We start from the raw sequence: 16076 nt of genomic DNA, 5'->3' as shown, positions 1-16076 counted from the left end.
GACATCGATTAAAAAAAAGAACCAATCACCAAACAAATCAGACATAAATCTGATTTGTTACTATTTAATCTTAGTTAGTTGCTACGTGTGCTACGGCATTACCAAATACAAAGTTCTGAAACCTGACATTTCTGAATCCAAGTTCTGTGAGAATTTTTGCAAGGGTTTCTTGGTCGGGATAGGTTTTTGAGGAATGAGGGAGGTAATCAAACATCTCGTTTTCCTTTCCATAGAGCAAATACCCGAATAGGGGAACAATTTTGAAAAAATAGAAATCGGCAAAGAATTTTAAGAATTTTGGTCTCACACGCCCAACATCCAAATTCACAAAAACTCCATCTTTCTTTAACACTCGTTTGATTTCCAAAAGACACTTTCGTAAGTCCGACACATTGCGAAGTCCAAATCCCATCGTTACAATATCAAAACTACCGTCGGCAAATTGTTTTAGGTTCATTGCATCCCCAATTTGGAGTTCGACTTTGGGCTGATTTGGTATTTTACGGAAGGCAAAAGACAACATTTTCTCTGAAAAATCAAGGCCTACCACACGATTCAGGTTTGGGTCATTGGAAAGCCTAAGGGTAATGTCCCCTGTCCCACAACAAAGGTCTAAGGCGGATTTTGCAGAAGGAACGCTCTTCCGAGCCTCTCTTACCACCCAATCTTTCCAAATCCTGTGGAGAAAAAAGCTATTCCAATCGTTGAACCGATCATAAGCCTTAGCGATACCATCAAAATTGGTTCTTACATATTCCGGTTTCTTTTCTTGGGATGGGAGTTGGTATTGGTTCATAGAGGTCGATACATCCATGAATTGGACATTTTCAATTCCCGCAATTTTGATTTTTATTCTTCTTTTTTGTTTTTCCCTGACTTCCTTCTATTTTTTCTTCCGAATCGTATTGGGACTTCGAAAACTAGAGGATTCTGATTATCGTATTTTACTTTTTCCCAAAGAGCCAACGGATGAAGAACTAGAATTGTTTTTTTCTCCTTTGGAAAGGACCATTCATTGGCTGCCTACGATTGCTTCTCTCTCCATGCTTCTTGGATTACTTGGTACGGTGATTGGAATCAATTCCGCTTTCGGAGCAATGGAATCACAAGGGAAGGTCAGCTTGGAAGTGTTAGCTGGAGGGATCAAAGATGCACTCAACACAACGATTGCGGGTTTACTTGTGGCAATCCCTTCACTTTATTTTCACAGATTCGCCGAAAATAAAATTCGATACATTTCGGAACTTTTGGTAAAGGATTTTTCGAACAAAAATGAAACTCCGTAAATCAAGTTCAAATGCACTGATTGATATCAGTAGCCTGATTGATGTTTTATTTATTTTGCTGATTTTTTTAATGTTGGCAGTTCGCTTTACAGAAACTACGTCCACTTTGCAACTCGACCTACCCAAATCTAAAACGGAATCGATTGGGGAAGAAACGCCAAAGTTTAAAATTTTAATCAATCATTTAGGTGTTATCTATTTTGATGGAAAAGAAACTTCAAAAGAATCTCTATTTCAGTTGGTTCCTAAAAACCAAGACGGTGATTCTAGTGTAGTTTTGGAAGTTGATAAACGGGCTTTGTTTGAATCTTTTGTTTTTGTGACTGATGTATTAAAAGCGAATGGATATCAAAAAATTGATATCATCACTCGGAAGGATTAGAGGATTGAACCAAATCGATTAAAAACTTATATTTTTTGTTTTTTACTTTTTGTTCTAGGATCAATTTCCCTTTGTCTTCGGTTTGGATCGCATCTAGAACACCTATGAGTTGCCCAAAGTTTTGAATCCTGATCAGTTGTAAGATTTCTTTTTTTAAGTTTTGTGGTGAAGTGTTTAAAAAGTTTTGAACAAACTCTACTTCTGACTCATCCTGTTTTGCGATTTGGCCCAGTTCTTTTGTATGGACTGGACCTATCTTCGATTTTTCTACTAGTTCATTCGAAATGGTTTCTAACCGAGTCAAAGGAATTTCAAATCCGAATTCTGATCCTTTCCCAATGGTACTTTTAACGTAGATGGTTCCTCCTAAAAATTCAACTAACTGATGGCAGATGGATAAACCAAGTCCCGTTCCTTCTTTATAAGAACTTCCTTGTTCAGTTTGTTGGAATGCTTCAAAAATAGAATGTAATTGATCATTTGGAATTCCTATCCCTGTATCTTTAACGATAAACAACACCATATCAAAAGAATGTTCTGGATTCCGAGTCACCTTGATTTCTAAACTGACAGAACCTTGGCTTGTAAATTTCAAAGCATTCCCCAGTAAATTGACAAGTATCTGGCGAATTTTTTGTAAGTCAGATTCATAAAAACAGGACTCGATTGCCGAGGAATTCAACAGTTCAAAACTAATTGATTTTTCGGAAAACCGATAAGAAAACATAGAGAACAATGTGTCCCAAAGTTGGGAGAGAGAAAAAGACTCTCGGGTCTCCGTCATTTTTCCTGCTTCGATTTTTGAAAGATCTAAAATGTCATTGATCATTCCTAAAAGATGGACTCCGTTTTCATATAAAGAATCAACATAACCTTTAAGATGATTGGGAAGGTTTGGATCCTTCTCTAAAATTTGTGAAAACCCGATGACTGCATGAAGTGGAGTTCTCAATTCATGTGTGATTTTTGAAAAGAAAACCGATTTTGAACGATTTGCATTGATAGCAGCTTCTACTGCTTTTTGTAATCGTTTGTTTTGTAATTGGATTTTTTGAGAATAATCGTTTAACTTGTCTTCTGCAAGTTTGCGATCTGTGATATCGAAAACAGTCGACTTATTGATTACAAAATTGCCCGCTTTGTCAAAAGTAGCCGTTGAATTTAAACTAACAAAAAAAGTAGATTTGTCCTTTCTTAGAAATTCTAATTCTACGCCTGTTAGGTTTTCATTTGGGAAAGACTCGGTAATGAGTCTATATTTATCTTGACTGCTTTCTGTCATTAAATCGCTAAATTTAAAATTCCCTACAACTTCTTCTCTCAAATAACCTAACCAGTCGAGTTCAGTATCGTTGATGGAAACAATAGTATTGTCTTTGTCGAGAGAGTGATAACCACAAGGAGCATTGTTGTAGAGATCTAGGATTCTCTCATAAGACTTCATTAAATTTTCTTCAGCTATTTTTCGGTTAGTGATATCATTCCCAATGGAAAGTACTTCGTAAGGATATCCGAATTCATTTTTTAAAATTCGATTTGACCAGGTAACAGTGCGTTTATCATTTTCTCCAATGAATACATCATATTCTTGACGGATATTTTGTTCTGGTCTGTGAAAGATATTCCATAATTGGGACTTAACTTCGTTGGATTTATCGAAAGGGATTTGAAATAAATCCAATACCACATCCTTACCTTCGGCAGAGTCTTTTCCTATTTGAAAAAATTCTTCTGCATAAGGATTGATCGAATGGATTTTAAAATCTGGACTCCAGCGAATGATGATAGAGTTTGCTGTATCATAAATATCTTGGTATTGTTTTTCTTTTTCTCGGATGGTGCGTTCAATTTCTTCCGAATTACTTAAATTTTTTCTAAAGAGGATTAACCTTAGTTTTTTTTCTCTTCGATATGCATTGTGATAATAGTAGGCTACAAACAGCAAACCAGATGCAATCAAAATGGCTAAAAACTCGTCAATCATTTGATTTCCAAAAGCAACATTGTCATGTCGTCTGCTACTTTCCCACCAGAATAAACCAAAACTTCATCTTGAATGGATTCCAGAAATTCTTTTGAAGGAAGATGAATTCTTGTTTCGATTATTTCTGCGAATTTTTGGTCTCCTAAGTATTCTTCTTTTTCATTAGGAACTTCAAACATACCGTCAGAAAATAAAAACAATCTGTCTCCCGAATTTAGAAAAATATCTTCGTTTTCCGCATTGAGTTGATCAGGAAACATCATAAGGCAAAATCCCTTTGTTCCAAGTTTGATGATTTTATTTTCACGAATCAAAAACATATGATGGTGGCCAGCCATGGAATAGGACAAAAGATTTTCTTCCGCTTTGTAACGTAAATAGATTGCGCTAATAAAATGAGTGCTGATGAGAGGTGTTAGTGTACTATGAATCCAATATAAACTTTCACTCGGTGATAAAAAAGATTTATCCATTGTTTTGAAAGTAATAATAGCCATAAGAGAAACCATAGCAGCCGCAATCCCATGACCAGTTACATCTCCAAATAAAATGTCTAAATCGCCGGAAGGTAACAAATCGTAGGTGATCAAATCTCCACCGACTAATTCCATAGGCTTATAAGATGTATAAATTTGATAAAGTGGGGAAGGTGGGAATTGGAAGGTGACTAAATTTTCTTGGTTTGATTTTGCAAGTTCCAGGTCTTTTTGAATGGCTTGTAAAAGATCGATTCTTTCTTTTTCTAGCGTTTTGATTTTGATATGAGTTCTGATCCTTGCTAGAATTTCGGATTCTTGGAATGGTTTTGTAATGTAATCAACAGCTCCTGTTTCTAATCCTTTGACTATATCGCTTGTTTCATTCAATGCAGATAAAAAAAGAATGGGGGTGTTTTTTGACCTATCCATTACAAGTAAACGTTTGGCAACATCAAGCCCACTGATCCCTGGAAGTAGAATATCCAATAAAATTAAGTCAAAGTCAAGTGCCTCCGCCAATTCTAAAGCATATTCACCATCGTAAGCAACCGCCACCTCATATCCTTGGCCAAGTAAAATATGAGTGATAATCTCAATATTGGTTTCGTTATCATCGACCACCAAAATTTTCGGTGCTTGTTTTGTGTTCACAATTCATGAAGGATTCGTTGCAAAAAACATTTGGCAAGAGATTTTTGATAAAGTTTGATTTGGTTATACAAGAGAAATGAAAAAGATCATCCACATTGATATGGACGCATTTTATGCATCTGTAGAACAAAGAGATTTTCCCGAAATGCGTGGGAAACCTGTCGTTGTGGGTGGTTCTCCGCATTCAAGGGGAGTGGTATGTGCGGCAAGTTACGAGGCTAGGAAGTTTGGTGTTCGCTCTGCTATCCCTTGTTTTCAGGCTTACAAACTTTGTCCAGATGCCATTTTTACTCCACCAAGATTTGAAGTGTATAAATCAATCTCCAAAGAAATTCGTTCTATATTTTTGGAATATACCGACTTAGTGGAACCCTTGTCATTGGATGAGGCTTATTTAGATGTCACATCCAACAAATTACAAATTCCTCTAGCAAGTACGATCGCAAAAGAAATTCGGAAAAAAATATTTGATCGAACGGGACTTACTTGTTCTGCGGGTGTTGCTCAAAATAAATTTTTAGCAAAAATGGCATCGGAAAAAAATAAACCTAACGGTCTATATGTGGTTCTTCCGGGAGAAGAAGAAAAATTTTTAGATGACATCCCGTTGTATAGTTTTTTTGGAATTGGGAAAAAAACTTACGAACGCCTTTCGCAATTAGGATATACCAAAGGATCAGAATTACGAAAGGCGGAAGAGTCTTTTTTAGTTGGGGAATTTGGAAAAATGGGTGCCGTGTTTTATCGGATGGCAAGGGGGCTCGACGATCGGGAAGTCATTCCTTTTAGAGATCCCAAATCGATTGGGGTCGAGACAACTTTTTCGCACGACTCAGAAGATTTTGCTTATTTGTTACTCACATTAGAGAATTTATCTAAAGAATTAGAATTGAGAATGGGTAGGAAAAATAAACAAGGAAAAACACTGACTTTAAAAATCAAATTTGAAGATTTCACTGTGAAACAAAAATCTATTTCTTCCGAATCTGTTTTCTACTTGGCAGACAACCTTTTCCAACAATCCTCGAATCTGTTGGCAAATGTTTGGAAGGAAAACACAGAACCAATGAAGAAAATAAGGCTTTTAGGAATTTCTGTGACGAACTTTTCTTCCGATTCAAAAAATGAGGACCAACCTTCACTTTTCGGTTAAACTATGTTAGATAATGAAAACGATTTAGAATCCCTCGGACCTTTACAAGTCCGTCGAGTTAAGGGAGATTCAGATGCACCAACGGTAGTCTTGTTTCACGGTTATGGTGCCAGTGCCTTCGATTTATATCCCATCCATGAAGTGTTAGTGACTGACCAAAAATTCAATTGGGTTTTCCCACATGGGCATTTGAGTGTACCTCTTATGCCAGGTTATTCAGGCCGAGCTTGGTTCCCAATTGATATGGCCGCTTTGGAAGAAGCAATTCGTAAAAATGATTTTAGAAATTTTGCCGACAAAGATCCAGAAGGAATGGATGTTGCTAGAGAAGCCGCTTATTTAATGTTAGATGCTCTTGGTGTTCCGTGGGATCAATTAATCCTTGGCGGGTTTTCCCAAGGTGCTATGCTTGCAACAGATTTAACACTTCGAAAAGAAGAAGTCTCCAAAGGACTTATGATCCTTTCAGGTGCACTTGTAAATGAATCACTTTGGAAAGAATTGGCTCCAAAAAAATCAATTTTACGTTTTTTCCAATCTCATGGAGAATTTGATCCTATTCTTGGTTATGCGAATGCAAAAAAACTAGAAAAGTTGCTTCGTAATTCAGGTCTCCTTGGAGAATTCATTGCTTTTAATGGGGGACATGAAATCCCCGCACCGGTGATCCAGGGGATTAGCCGTTATTTGAATAGTTTATCGTAAATTTTCTGGTTCGTAAATTGGTTTAGTTCTGTCTAAACAACGGGTGGTTATCATGAAACAGTTTCTTATTATATTTCTTTGTATTGGATTATGGCAAGGGACCTTTGCCCAAAGTTTTGATCATAAACATTCTGTTTGGGATTCCATTCTTAAAAAAAATGTAAAAAACGGACTTGTTTCTTATAAAGGAATTCAGGCAGAAGAAGGTTCCTTAAAACAATACTTAGAATCTCTTTCTAAAGTGACCGAGGCTCAATACCAAGGATTCAACGAAAAAGAAAAAATGAGTTTTTTAATCAATGCATACAATGCCTTTACTGTGAAACTCATTTTAGACCACTACCCAATAGAGAGTATTACTGAAATTGGATCTCCTTTTTCTAAGATTAATTTAGCGCGCGGGATCCCTTGGAAAAAAGAATTTTTTTCTCTCCTAGGAAAGTCTAGACATTTGGATTGGATCGAACATGAAAAGTTAAGAAAGGATTTTAATGAACCAAGGATTCACTTTGCAATTGTTTGTGCATCCATTGGTTGTCCTTTTTTGGTTTCAGAAGCTTACACCCCCAATTCTTTAGAAAAACAACTCCAATCTGCCAAACTTGGATTCTTAAAAAATCCAAAAAAGAATTCTTATGATAAAATAACGAACACTCTGTACTTAAGCAAAATTTTTAATTGGTTCCAAACGGACTTCACAAAAAAAACAACCCTCATTCAGTATGTGCAGGAAGGCTTTGAAGAAACCATCAAACCAGATGCCAAAATTGTTTATAACGAATACAGTTGGGACTTAAACGAATTAAAATAAGGCGAGGCCAAGGGATTGTTTAAGGAACTAATTCAAATTCGTAAGTGATTTTTGCGGTTTTTTCTAATGTTTTGGCTACCGAACAGTATTTTTCTAAACTCAGATCAATGGCACGTTTTACCTGTTCTTCTTTAAAATCTCCCTTCACTTTGAATTTCATATGAATGTTTTTAAATAGATTGGCTTCTTCAACTTTTTCCCTTTCTGCATCTACTTCTACTGAGTAGTCGAGGACTTCAATTCTATGTTTTGTTAAAATCATTAGAACATCAATGCTACTACAACCAGCAAGTCCCATAATCAAAAGTTCCATGGGCCTTGGGCCAGAATTTTTTCCGCCGATCTCGGGAGAAGCATCGATACGAATGGAATTTCCAGATTCATTTGATGCTTCTAAAACATAAGGAGTTTCAATACGACTCAGTTTGATATGCATAAGTATAAAATAGGCGGGTGGGAGAACCCGCCAAGTTTAAAATTTACTTATTTGGTTGCGGTGTGTAACGTAAATAAGGTTTGATCGTGCGAAATCCTTTAGGGAATTTTTTCTTTGCATCCTCATCAGAAACAGAAGGAACGATGATTGTGTCTTCTCCGTCTTTCCAGTTTGCAGGAGTTGCGACACTGAATTGAGAAGTGAGTTGTAATGAATCAATCACTCGTAAAAGTTCATCAAAGTTCCTTCCGGTGGATGCAGGATAAGTAAGAGTTAGTTTTACTTTTTTGTCAGGTCCAACAACAAATACAGAACGAACTGTAGTGGTTTCGCTGGCATTCGGGTGAATCATATCGTAAAGGTTCGATACCTTACGATCTGCATCCGCAATGATTGGGTAGTTGACTTTGGTTCCTTGTGTTTCGTTGATATCGGAGATCCAACCTTTGTGGCTGTCAACAGGGTCAACCGAAAGTGCGATCACTTTCACATTACGTTTTTCGAACTCTGGTTTAATTTTTGCTACGTATCCAAGTTCTGTTGTGCAGACTGGAGTGTAGTCTTTTGGGTGAGAAAATAAAATCCCCCAACCTTGTCCTAAATATTCATGAAAGTCAATTTTGCCTTCAGAGGTTTCCGCTTGGAAATTCGGTGCTTCGTCGCCTAAACGTAGTGCCATGGTTTGTCTCCTGTAAGATGAGTGATTCCAATTCTAAAAGTCACCTCTGAAAATGCAAGAATTTGTTATACTTTATTGGATGAAATTTCCATTTTATTGAAATATTTCGTAGATTTCCTACTTTTTTGTCCTTGTAAAAGCACCATCCCAATCCGGTTCAGGGGGAGTTTCTAAGTAATATTGGCAACGTTCCCAGAGGAGTTTACATGCCTCATCCCCAGTGGTGGTCAGTAGAGAGTAGAATTTTTTTCCTGCTTCCTCAAACTTCCGGTTCAAATAAGAGAAAAGGGCAGCTTCATAGGCTTCCACAAATTGATGATCCTCTTCCGACTCATCTCCTTTTTTAGTTCTGACTTCATAGAGAGTGACTGGTTTTGTTTTTCCCTTCACACGCACAATATCCAACTTTCTTGTGAAAAAATGATCTTTGACTTCATCATGAACAAATTCGGAAACCAAAATACAAACTCCATAGTCTTTTCCAGCAGCCTCTAAGCGTGCTGCTAAATTGACAGTATCACCCATCATCGTATAAGAAGCCAGGGCATCGGTGCCCATAAAGCCAACCTTCGCATAACCCATGTTTAGTCCAATACGGAACTTCATAGTATGGGCTTCGGGAATGTATTTATTCTTTTCGATCCACTCTGCCTTTAAGATTTCGAGTTTATCTCGCATTTCTACACTGGCAGAAACGGCTTTTAAACAATGATTCTCCACATCAAGTGGGGCGTTAAAAACTCCTACAATGGCATCCCCGATGTACTTATCCAAAACACCATCATGGTGTTTGAGGATGATGGTCATTGCAGACAGGTATTCGTTTAAAAGATTTGCAAGTTCTTTGGAATTTAATTTTTCGGAAATCGTACTAAATCCAGCAATATCAGAAAAGAAAGCAGTGATGATTTTTTCGCTTCCTTGTTTTAGTTTTTCTAAATCTTTGAGGGCTTCTCCCACTACCACGGGGTCCACCATACTTCCGAGGACCCCTCGCATTTTTTCACGTTCTTTTAATCCAGACACCATCTGGTTTAATGCGACTGTGAGATTCCCAAATTCATCGTTCCCACCATCATCAAAATGGACATGAAGATTTCCGTGCCCAACGTCTTCAGCACTTCGAATGATGTTTCGAATTTTTTGGACCACCACACCCGAGATAAAAATAGCAAATAAAATTGCCACCAAACAGATGGTAATGGCTGTGAATACAATTTGATTTCTATTGTCTTTGATTGCACGAATTCCATCGGTTCTATCGACCAGTGTTCGAATGAGTCCAGAAAAATTATCACGTAGTACAAGATTCGGAACATTTTCCGATTCCAAAAGATGAGTCCCATCTAACTTCCACATGATTTCTTCTGATTCACTTCGGGAATGACCAAAACTTCCATCTGGGAATAGTTTTTTTAATTCTTTCGTAGGAGTTTCTTGTTCGGCAGTGAGAATCCATTTGCGAATGGCCTTCCAACGATTCCTTTGAATTTCCCGTGCATCAGGATCTTGGTAATAACGTTCGTATTCGGTGGGATCTGTTTTGAATTTCATCAAAACCCAATCTTCTAAGGTTACATCGCGCAAACTACGTAATGCTTCGATTTTTTCCCAAGTTTCCAACGGTATGGGATAGTTTGTGGTGACTTCATCAAAGATTTTATCTCTTTCATCGATCAGTTCCGCATAAGATTTATAGAAACTGGTAAAAAGTTTGTCCTTTGCGGGAGGGATCGGTGGTTTTGCATTTTTCAAAAATTGAATGCGTTCTCTTAGTTTTGGAATGAGTTCCGAAAGTTCATTTGTGATCCGATAGTCTTCTTTGATCACTTCTCGATAGTCTCCTAAGCTAGATTTAACACTACTTAGGTTGAAAGCTCTTTTCGTTGAGTTTTGATGACGAAAAAGGGGAGAATGGAGGGCTTGGATTTCTCTTTCTTCCCATTCATAAACATATTGTTTTTCGTTTTCATCAAGTGAAGAAATATCATCTGAAAATCGTTGGAAAGATTCTACTAAACTCTCTTCCATCTGATCAAACTGATCCATTTTGGCGAGTGGGGATGTATTATCTATGATCTGCGTATCAAAAGAAGCAAGGGATGTTTCCCCTTGGATCATTGCAGAAAGAGGGAAGGTTTGGATCCGAAAGAGTTTGGTATCAAGCCCAAGTTCTTCTAGTTTTCTTTTTTTAGAATCTGCATAGAACTTGGCTATAAAAAGGTCCAATTGTGATTTATGATTTCGAATTTCTTTTTTTAAATTTTTAACATTGGTTTCCCAATTTGTTTTTGCCTCTGGATCTTCCGGTGGAGTTTGTTTTTGTATCTCCAAATACTTTTCTTCGTTTCTTACATAAGAAGATGCAAGGCTAACAAGGGTATTCCATTCTCTTTCACTGATATTTCTGTTGGCTGCTTCTCGGAGTTGGTGGCGAATTTCACGTTCTAAAACATCAACATCATCCTTTGTTAAATAAACGGAAAAAAAAGTGTCTACTTTCTTCACTACTTTGGAAGTGCCAAGTGATCCAAAAAGATTAGTTTGGAACCCAAAGACAGAAACTGTTTTTTTCTTGGTGACCACTTTCGCAGTTCGATACTTTTTTAGTTCTTCTCTTTGCCTTTCGATCCTTGATTTGAATTCTTCTATCCGAATTAAGTTTTGCGATATATTCTCAATTTCCATCACCAAACTTGCGATGAAATTTTTGGAGACTGCCGCTTGTTTTTCATAACTCTCGGAGAGGATGGCCGTCTGTTGGCGAACTGTGATAATAGAAAGTAAAAGAATTGTAAGTGCAATTAGGGTGCCAGTAAACCATGCAAGTTTGGCTCTAATTCCTTCGGAAAGGATTTTCCAGACGGAAGTAAGTCCAGATTGGATCATTTTAAAGAATTCCATAGGGATGGATGAAACATGAGACCATGAGTTTTCAAAGCAAGATATTTTGTATTTCATGTAGTACTTTGTTAGGTGAAAAAGACGAAGAACGGGACTCCCGATTTGTTTTGTCAATTTTTCCTTGCTATTTTTCACTTCGTCGGTATTGTTTTTTTAGCAAATGTCCATCAATCGTTTTGATTTACTCGCCATCGGGGGCGGTCCTGCCGCGCAAAAAGCTGCTATCCAAGCAAGCAAAATGGGAAAAAAAGCAGCCATTATAGAAAAAGACCCTTACTTGGGTGGAGGTTGTGTCCATTATGGAACCATCCCCTCCAAATCCTTACAAGAAACAAGTCGCTTCTATCGAAATTTAAAATTGTCCAATCTACACGGATTACAATCACCACAACCAGCGATGCTTACTTTACAGGAGCTTATGTTTCGTGCCTCCACTGTGATTGAAAAAGAAGAAGATGTCACCCGGGAACAAATGATCCAAAACCGAGTCACTACTCTTACCGGTTGGGGGAAGATCGTCGATTCCAATCATGTAGAAGTGACAGACTCCGCCGGTAGAAAAAAAGTCTATGAAACCGAGAACATTCTCATTGCCACGGGTAGTAGTCCTCGTAGGCCCACAAACGAAAACATTCCTTTTGAAGATGGACTGGTCTACGACAGTGATGGGCTTTTTGCGATGAAAAAGATGCCTGCTTCTTTAGCCGTAGTTGGTGCAGGAATCATTGGGTCGGAATACGCTACAATTTTTGCTCATATCGGCGTGAAAGTTCATCTTTTTGATTCCCAAAGTCGAATCCTTGGTTTTCTGGATGAAGATGTATCGGGTGAAATGACTCGGATCATGCAACAATCAGGGATTTCCATTCATGTGGATTCTTCCATAACAAAATACAACAAACTTCCGAATGAAGAAGGATTCGAACTCACAACTAACAAAGGAGAGGTGGTTCGAGTCAATCAAGTTTTGATTTCTCGTGGCAGATTGGGGAATGTAGATAACTTAGGATTAGAATCAGTTGGAATCGTTCCAAACGACAGAAAACAAATTGTGGTAAATGAAAATTACCAAACCAATATTTCTAATATCTATGCTTGTGGAGATGTCATTGGATTTCCTAGTTTGGCATCTGTCTCCATGTACCAAGGAGCTTATGTCGCAAAACATATGTTTGGTCACCCATCGGTGCCTGTAGATGCAGAAGAATTCCCCATTGGGATTTATACATTGCCGGAAATTGCCACCATTGGACCAACGGAAGAAGCTCTCAAAGCCCGTGGAGTTTCCTATGGAGTGGGAATGGCAAGGTTTGATACCATCACCCGCGCTCAGATCAGTGGAGACCAAGTGGGTCTTCTAAAAATCATTTTTGATAACCAATCGAGAAGAGTTTTGGGAGTTCATATCATTTCTGATAAAGCAACAGAGCTCATTGCTCTTGGGCAGTGTGTGGTAAATCTCAAGGCTCCGATTGAGTATTTCACCGAACACATTTTTAACTACCCAACAATGATTGGTGCCTATAAAAATGCTGCAAATGATGCCCTTTTAAGAGAAAAATAATCTAGTTCCTTGAGAATCTGACCTGTCCCGTTTGTTTACTTTTACAGAGAGGAACGGGATTTTACTTGTCAGAGACTCGGTTTTACCAACACATACAAGATTGTGTCAGACAAAACTGTCTCAATGAGTCAAATTTATGAAAGAAGCCATAAACGGATTTATGACTTCCTCTACAAGTACACTCAAAATGCGGACACGGCAATGGATTTGATGCAAGACAGTTTCTTAAGTTTCCATAAACATTATGGTAACGCTGGCCTTTCGGAAGAGAAGTCCGTCATGGTTTTGTACACAATTGCCCGCAATTTATCGATTAATTATGCTAAAAAGTTTTCTACAACAAGAGAGATTGTTTCCGATGAGATCGAGTTTCATAGCCACAATCCAAAACTCGAAACCAAAGCGGAATACCAAGACTTAGAAGATCGGCTTTATTCCTTTTTGGGAGAACTCTCGGAAGAAGAGCGGTCTGCCTTGTTACTCAAAAATGTGGAAGGGTTTCAGCTTGTACAAATTGCTGAGGTCTTAGGAGTTTCGGTTTCTACTGCTTCTCGTTTGGTCATTAGGGCCACTGAGAAAGTGTTGGCCATAGCCAAAAGAGAAAATCTGGTACCGGATTAGAATCAATGAACGAATTTGATAAGCAACATACAATCGCTAAATGGGAAGAACTCCTTCGGAAACCCGCCAAAAAGACGGAATCGGTTGTTTTTCCTTCCTGGGAAACTGTATCAAAACGTCAGATCCAATTCGAATACAGACCAGAACCAATTTCTAGCAATAACGTAATTTCTTTTTTCCGCAAACCTATGGGGCTTGCATTTGTTGGAGGGTCAGCTTTATCTCTTGCGGCGGCTCTTTTCTTTGTTTTTTTCCTAAATCCATCTGCACCAGATCGATCTGAAGTGGCAGTTTCTGCAGCCAAAGAATCCAAACCGGTGGTTTCACCTCTAAAAGTTCTTGTTTCTTCAGTGAAGGGAAAGGTTTCCGTTCTTCCGCAAGGAAGTTCCAAACCTGTTCCTCTGGTAAAACTCTACCAACTAGCGTCCGGAGATATTGTCATTACGGAAGGGACTTCGCAAATTGATCTGGATTTTGAAACTGGTTCTTGGATGCGGATTACTCCTAATTCAGAAGTAGTGATGGACGTAATCGAAAAATCAAATGATTCTCAATCGCAAAAGTTCTCTGTGAAAAAAGGGAAGATCTTTGCTTCCGTTTCTAAACTTTCTAAAGATAGCCATTTTGTTGTGCAGGCTGGTGAACATCTTACACAAGTTAGAGGAACTGTTTTCAGCGTCCAATTTGATGGACAATCGGAAATTGTGGCAGTGCGAGAAGGTTCGGTGGCAGTAGGGGATCTCATTCTTAATTCCCGACAACAAACGGTGATCAAACTTGGAGAAACATTGCCTTTCTCTTCATCTGCGTTGCATTCGAAAGAAGAGAAAGAACTCAAAGCATTTCAAACACAAACCATTCTTGCTCGTGAGTCAATGCTGTACGAAGAACACGCAAGATTAGAACTTGTACGATTGGAAGATGGAACAGAATACCGAGGAGTCATTCTTGGTCAGTCAGAAACACACCTTCACTTCCAAGGATTAGAAGGTTTGATTGAAATACCGATCCAAAAGATCTTAGAAACAGAAAAAATTCGTTAATCTCTATAAGTTTTTGACAATATTGTCTTTTTCTGAGAAGGTCTTCCTGAACGCCCTAGGGGAATACCTTAAAAGAAACCATGTCTCAAAATCACAAAAAAACCTTTCGTTTTCACTATCTCATCGATAAGGAATTCCAATTAAAGTTTTTAGCTCATTATTCTTTGTTATTTATATCTGGGGTACTTGTGACTTTAGGTTTTCTCTATTGGTTGAACCAAGCCAAGTATGATGGAGGTGCCGTGTTTCGTCTTCGCCAGGATGCACAAACTGTGTTTTGGAAAGTAGAAAACGAAGATCCATCTCCTGGTGAAACAAAAGAGAAGTTTGTCCCTCGCGAGATTTACCTTCCTAGTTATGACCACCAACTGAATATGTATACCATTCAGTTTGATGCAGTTGTCACACTTTCTATCCTGTATTTACTTTTGATCACTGTATTTTCTGTTTTCAAATCACATAAAATGGCAGGGCCTGTTTTTAGTATCAAACGATCTTTACAGCGTATGGCATCGGGAGATCCCATTGAAACCATTCGCATTCGAAAAGGTGATGAGTTCCAAGAATTGGTGGAAGTGTTGAATGAAGTCATTCAAAAACGAGTGGCTGGTTCTCCCAGTCGTAAGTAAACACAAATCAACTATGTCGCTTGGCCAGAAAGTCCCCAACTAATTTTGGGGACAGGGGTCAAGATTCCTAAAATTCTTTTGCACATTTAGAACCATTCCATTTCGAAAATTCTTTCGATTTGACTTTCTATTCAGAATCCATATGATTTCTGAATTATGAAAATGAACCAAACCTATTTCTTTTCAAATGTCCTCCTCATCTTAATGAGTTTTGGAATTGGATGCAGCCAACCAACACTTGCTAGGTTGAGTTCTGATAATATCCTTGGTGCAGATGCGAAAGCAAAACTGTTAGAAGCTTCACGTAGGATTGATGGAGTCAAATTTGCGCCACTGGGTGTCGGTTCGGCTGGAGCAGAAGCCTCATCCTCCTTATTGAATGGAGTTTTAATTCCAATTCTTGCCGAGATCAACCCAGACAAATACTACAAACGAGACACCGTGGACTCATGTGAAAAGAATATCTACCTTTTGGGTTTGGCACTCCCAAACTATGCCTCCGTTGAACTTTCTTGCGAAATCAAAGAGGTAACAACTTTCGATTTTTAGATGATGCAACGACTGGGGTTTCTTTGTAGATTCTTATGTGAGACAATATGTGACTTCCCATAATTGATCTTATGTCGCATTACGGGAACGGTGTTTTGTATGGAAAGGCACATCGGTAACACATTAGATCACTCACATGGGTTACACTTTTGCTAGTCAATTCTATACAATATTCTCTGGTATTTCAACACTTTACTTGT

The 16076-nt window shown here is 38.2% G+C and carries 16 protein-coding genes; 10 read left to right on the top strand and 6 right to left on the bottom strand.

What is annotated here, in order from left to right; translation table 11 throughout:
* Window positions 1-70 precede the first annotated feature (70 nt).
* Window positions 71-796, bottom strand: coding sequence for a ubiquinone/menaquinone biosynthesis methyltransferase (locus CLV96_RS14180; protein ID WP_004787841.1), 726 nt, complete (start codon window positions 794-796; stop codon window positions 71-73).
* 16 nt (window positions 797-812) lie between these two features.
* Here CLV96_RS14180 and CLV96_RS14175 point away from each other — a divergent pair, with 16 nt between their 5' ends.
* Both CLV96_RS14175 and CLV96_RS14170 read left to right on the top strand, forming a co-directional pair.
* Window positions 813-1286: a MotA/TolQ/ExbB proton channel family protein gene (locus CLV96_RS14175; protein WP_196795754.1), complete on the top strand. Its 474-nt coding sequence runs from the start codon at window positions 813-815 to the stop codon at window positions 1284-1286.
* The gene (locus tag CLV96_RS14170) at window positions 1273-1668 is read left to right on the top strand and encodes an ExbD/TolR family protein (protein ID WP_004788057.1); all 396 of its coding nucleotides are present in this window, start codon (window positions 1273-1275) and stop codon (window positions 1666-1668) included. The genes CLV96_RS14175 and CLV96_RS14170 overlap by 14 nt, the downstream gene beginning before the upstream one ends.
* Here CLV96_RS14170 and CLV96_RS14165 read toward each other — a convergent pair.
* Together CLV96_RS14165 and CLV96_RS14160 are read right to left on the bottom strand one after the other, a co-directional pair.
* Window positions 1652-3652 carry a PAS domain-containing sensor histidine kinase gene (locus tag CLV96_RS14165; protein WP_004787954.1) on the bottom strand — a complete coding sequence of 667 codons (2001 nt, stop codon included), beginning with the start codon at window positions 3650-3652 and terminating at the stop codon, window positions 1652-1654. The two genes, CLV96_RS14170 and CLV96_RS14165, sit on opposite strands and share 17 nt — an antisense overlap.
* Window positions 3649-4782 (bottom strand): PP2C family protein-serine/threonine phosphatase, encoded by a 1134-nt coding sequence (locus CLV96_RS14160; RefSeq protein ID WP_208325409.1) that lies wholly within the window; start codon window positions 4780-4782, stop codon window positions 3649-3651. The genes CLV96_RS14165 and CLV96_RS14160 overlap by 4 nt, the downstream gene beginning before the upstream one ends.
* Before the next feature lie 76 nt (window positions 4783-4858).
* On the opposite strand from CLV96_RS14160, the gene dinB reads away from it, so the two are divergent.
* From dinB to CLV96_RS14145, 3 genes are read left to right on the top strand one after another with little or no spacing between them, the layout of a single operon-like run.
* Entirely contained in the window at window positions 4859-5935 is a 1077-nt protein-coding gene (dinB, locus tag CLV96_RS14155) for a DNA polymerase IV (RefSeq protein ID WP_004787992.1), read from the top strand.
* Window positions 5936-5938: 3 nt separating this feature from the next.
* The gene (locus tag CLV96_RS14150; protein ID WP_004788106.1) at window positions 5939-6640 is read left to right on the top strand and encodes an alpha/beta hydrolase; all 702 of its coding nucleotides are present in this window, start codon (window positions 5939-5941) and stop codon (window positions 6638-6640) included.
* A gap of 52 nt (window positions 6641-6692) precedes the next feature.
* Window positions 6693-7451: a DUF547 domain-containing protein gene (locus tag CLV96_RS14145; protein ID WP_004787975.1), complete on the top strand. Its 759-nt coding sequence runs from the start codon at window positions 6693-6695 to the stop codon at window positions 7449-7451.
* Between the two features lie 19 nt (window positions 7452-7470).
* On the opposite strand, the gene CLV96_RS14140 is transcribed toward CLV96_RS14145, so the two are convergent.
* The 3 genes from CLV96_RS14140 to CLV96_RS14130 form a co-directional block, all read right to left on the bottom strand.
* Window positions 7471-7887, bottom strand: a complete 417-nt coding sequence (locus CLV96_RS14140; protein ID WP_004788023.1) for an OsmC family protein — start codon at window positions 7885-7887, stop codon at window positions 7471-7473.
* A 43-nt stretch (window positions 7888-7930) separates the two neighbouring features.
* Window positions 7931-8566, bottom strand: coding sequence for a peroxiredoxin (locus CLV96_RS14135; protein ID WP_002975579.1), 636 nt, complete (start codon window positions 8564-8566; stop codon window positions 7931-7933).
* Window positions 8567-8683: 117 nt separating this feature from the next.
* Window positions 8684-11455: an adenylate/guanylate cyclase domain-containing protein gene (locus CLV96_RS14130; protein ID WP_004788232.1), complete on the bottom strand. Its 2772-nt coding sequence runs from the start codon at window positions 11453-11455 to the stop codon at window positions 8684-8686.
* A gap of 175 nt (window positions 11456-11630) precedes the next feature.
* Between CLV96_RS14130 and sthA the strand changes: the two genes are divergently transcribed.
* The 5 genes from sthA to CLV96_RS14105 all read left to right on the top strand — a co-directional run bounded on the left by sthA (window position 11631) and on the right by CLV96_RS14105 (window position 15876).
* Window positions 11631-13034, top strand: coding sequence for a Si-specific NAD(P)(+) transhydrogenase (gene sthA / locus CLV96_RS14125; RefSeq protein ID WP_004787863.1), 1404 nt, complete (start codon window positions 11631-11633; stop codon window positions 13032-13034).
* A 123-nt stretch (window positions 13035-13157) separates the two neighbouring features.
* Window positions 13158-13655, top strand: coding sequence for an RNA polymerase sigma factor (locus tag CLV96_RS14120; protein ID WP_020777109.1), 498 nt, complete (start codon window positions 13158-13160; stop codon window positions 13653-13655).
* Window positions 13656-13660: 5 nt separating this feature from the next.
* The gene (locus CLV96_RS14115) at window positions 13661-14698 is read left to right on the top strand and encodes a FecR domain-containing protein (protein WP_004788078.1); all 1038 of its coding nucleotides are present in this window, start codon (window positions 13661-13663) and stop codon (window positions 14696-14698) included.
* Window positions 14699-14778: 80 nt separating this feature from the next.
* Window positions 14779-15327: a HAMP domain-containing protein gene (locus CLV96_RS14110; protein ID WP_004787883.1), complete on the top strand. Its 549-nt coding sequence runs from the start codon at window positions 14779-14781 to the stop codon at window positions 15325-15327.
* Between the two features lie 162 nt (window positions 15328-15489).
* The gene (locus tag CLV96_RS14105; protein WP_243836505.1) at window positions 15490-15876 is read left to right on the top strand and encodes a TIGR04452 family lipoprotein; all 387 of its coding nucleotides are present in this window, start codon (window positions 15490-15492) and stop codon (window positions 15874-15876) included.
* Window positions 15877-16076 lie beyond the last annotated feature (200 nt).

It is taken from the genome of Leptospira meyeri (genome assembly GCF_004368965.1).
Taxonomy (GTDB): domain Bacteria; phylum Spirochaetota; class Leptospiria; order Leptospirales; family Leptospiraceae; genus Leptospira_A; species Leptospira_A meyeri.
The sequence above is the reverse complement of the archived record's forward strand: the minus strand, read 5'-3'. Positions and strand labels throughout refer to the sequence as shown.

What these genes read in the sequence shown, in the direction of transcription:
- CLV96_RS14130 (WP_004788232.1), bottom strand. Translation starts at nt 11,455, where the DNA reads ATGATCCAATCTGGACTTACTTCCGTCTGGAAAATCCTTTCCGAAGGA.
- CLV96_RS14145 (WP_004787975.1), top strand. Translation starts at nt 6,693, where the DNA reads ATGAAACAGTTTCTTATTATATTTCTTTGTATTGGATTATGGCAAGGG.
- CLV96_RS14180 (WP_004787841.1), bottom strand. Translation starts at nt 796, where the DNA reads ATGAACCAATACCAACTCCCATCCCAAGAAAAGAAACCGGAATATGTA.
- CLV96_RS14140 (WP_004788023.1), bottom strand. Translation starts at nt 7,887, where the DNA reads ATGCATATCAAACTGAGTCGTATTGAAACTCCTTATGTTTTAGAAGCA.
- CLV96_RS14120 (WP_020777109.1), top strand. Translation starts at nt 13,158, where the DNA reads ATGAGTCAAATTTATGAAAGAAGCCATAAACGGATTTATGACTTCCTC.
- CLV96_RS14165 (WP_004787954.1), bottom strand. Translation starts at nt 3,652, where the DNA reads ATGATTGACGAGTTTTTAGCCATTTTGATTGCATCTGGTTTGCTGTTT.
- CLV96_RS14115 (WP_004788078.1), top strand. Translation starts at nt 13,661, where the DNA reads ATGAACGAATTTGATAAGCAACATACAATCGCTAAATGGGAAGAACTC.
- CLV96_RS14175 (WP_196795754.1), top strand. Translation starts at nt 813, where the DNA reads ATGAATTGGACATTTTCAATTCCCGCAATTTTGATTTTTATTCTTCTT.
- dinB (WP_004787992.1), top strand. Translation starts at nt 4,859, where the DNA reads ATGAAAAAGATCATCCACATTGATATGGACGCATTTTATGCATCTGTA.
- CLV96_RS14135 (WP_002975579.1), bottom strand. Translation starts at nt 8,566, where the DNA reads ATGGCACTACGTTTAGGCGACGAAGCACCGAATTTCCAAGCGGAAACC.
- CLV96_RS14170 (WP_004788057.1), top strand. Translation starts at nt 1,273, where the DNA reads ATGAAACTCCGTAAATCAAGTTCAAATGCACTGATTGATATCAGTAGC.
- CLV96_RS14110 (WP_004787883.1), top strand. Translation starts at nt 14,779, where the DNA reads ATGTCTCAAAATCACAAAAAAACCTTTCGTTTTCACTATCTCATCGAT.
- CLV96_RS14150 (WP_004788106.1), top strand. Translation starts at nt 5,939, where the DNA reads ATGTTAGATAATGAAAACGATTTAGAATCCCTCGGACCTTTACAAGTC.
- CLV96_RS14105 (WP_243836505.1), top strand. Translation starts at nt 15,490, where the DNA reads ATGAACCAAACCTATTTCTTTTCAAATGTCCTCCTCATCTTAATGAGT.
- sthA (WP_004787863.1), top strand. Translation starts at nt 11,631, where the DNA reads ATGTCCATCAATCGTTTTGATTTACTCGCCATCGGGGGCGGTCCTGCC.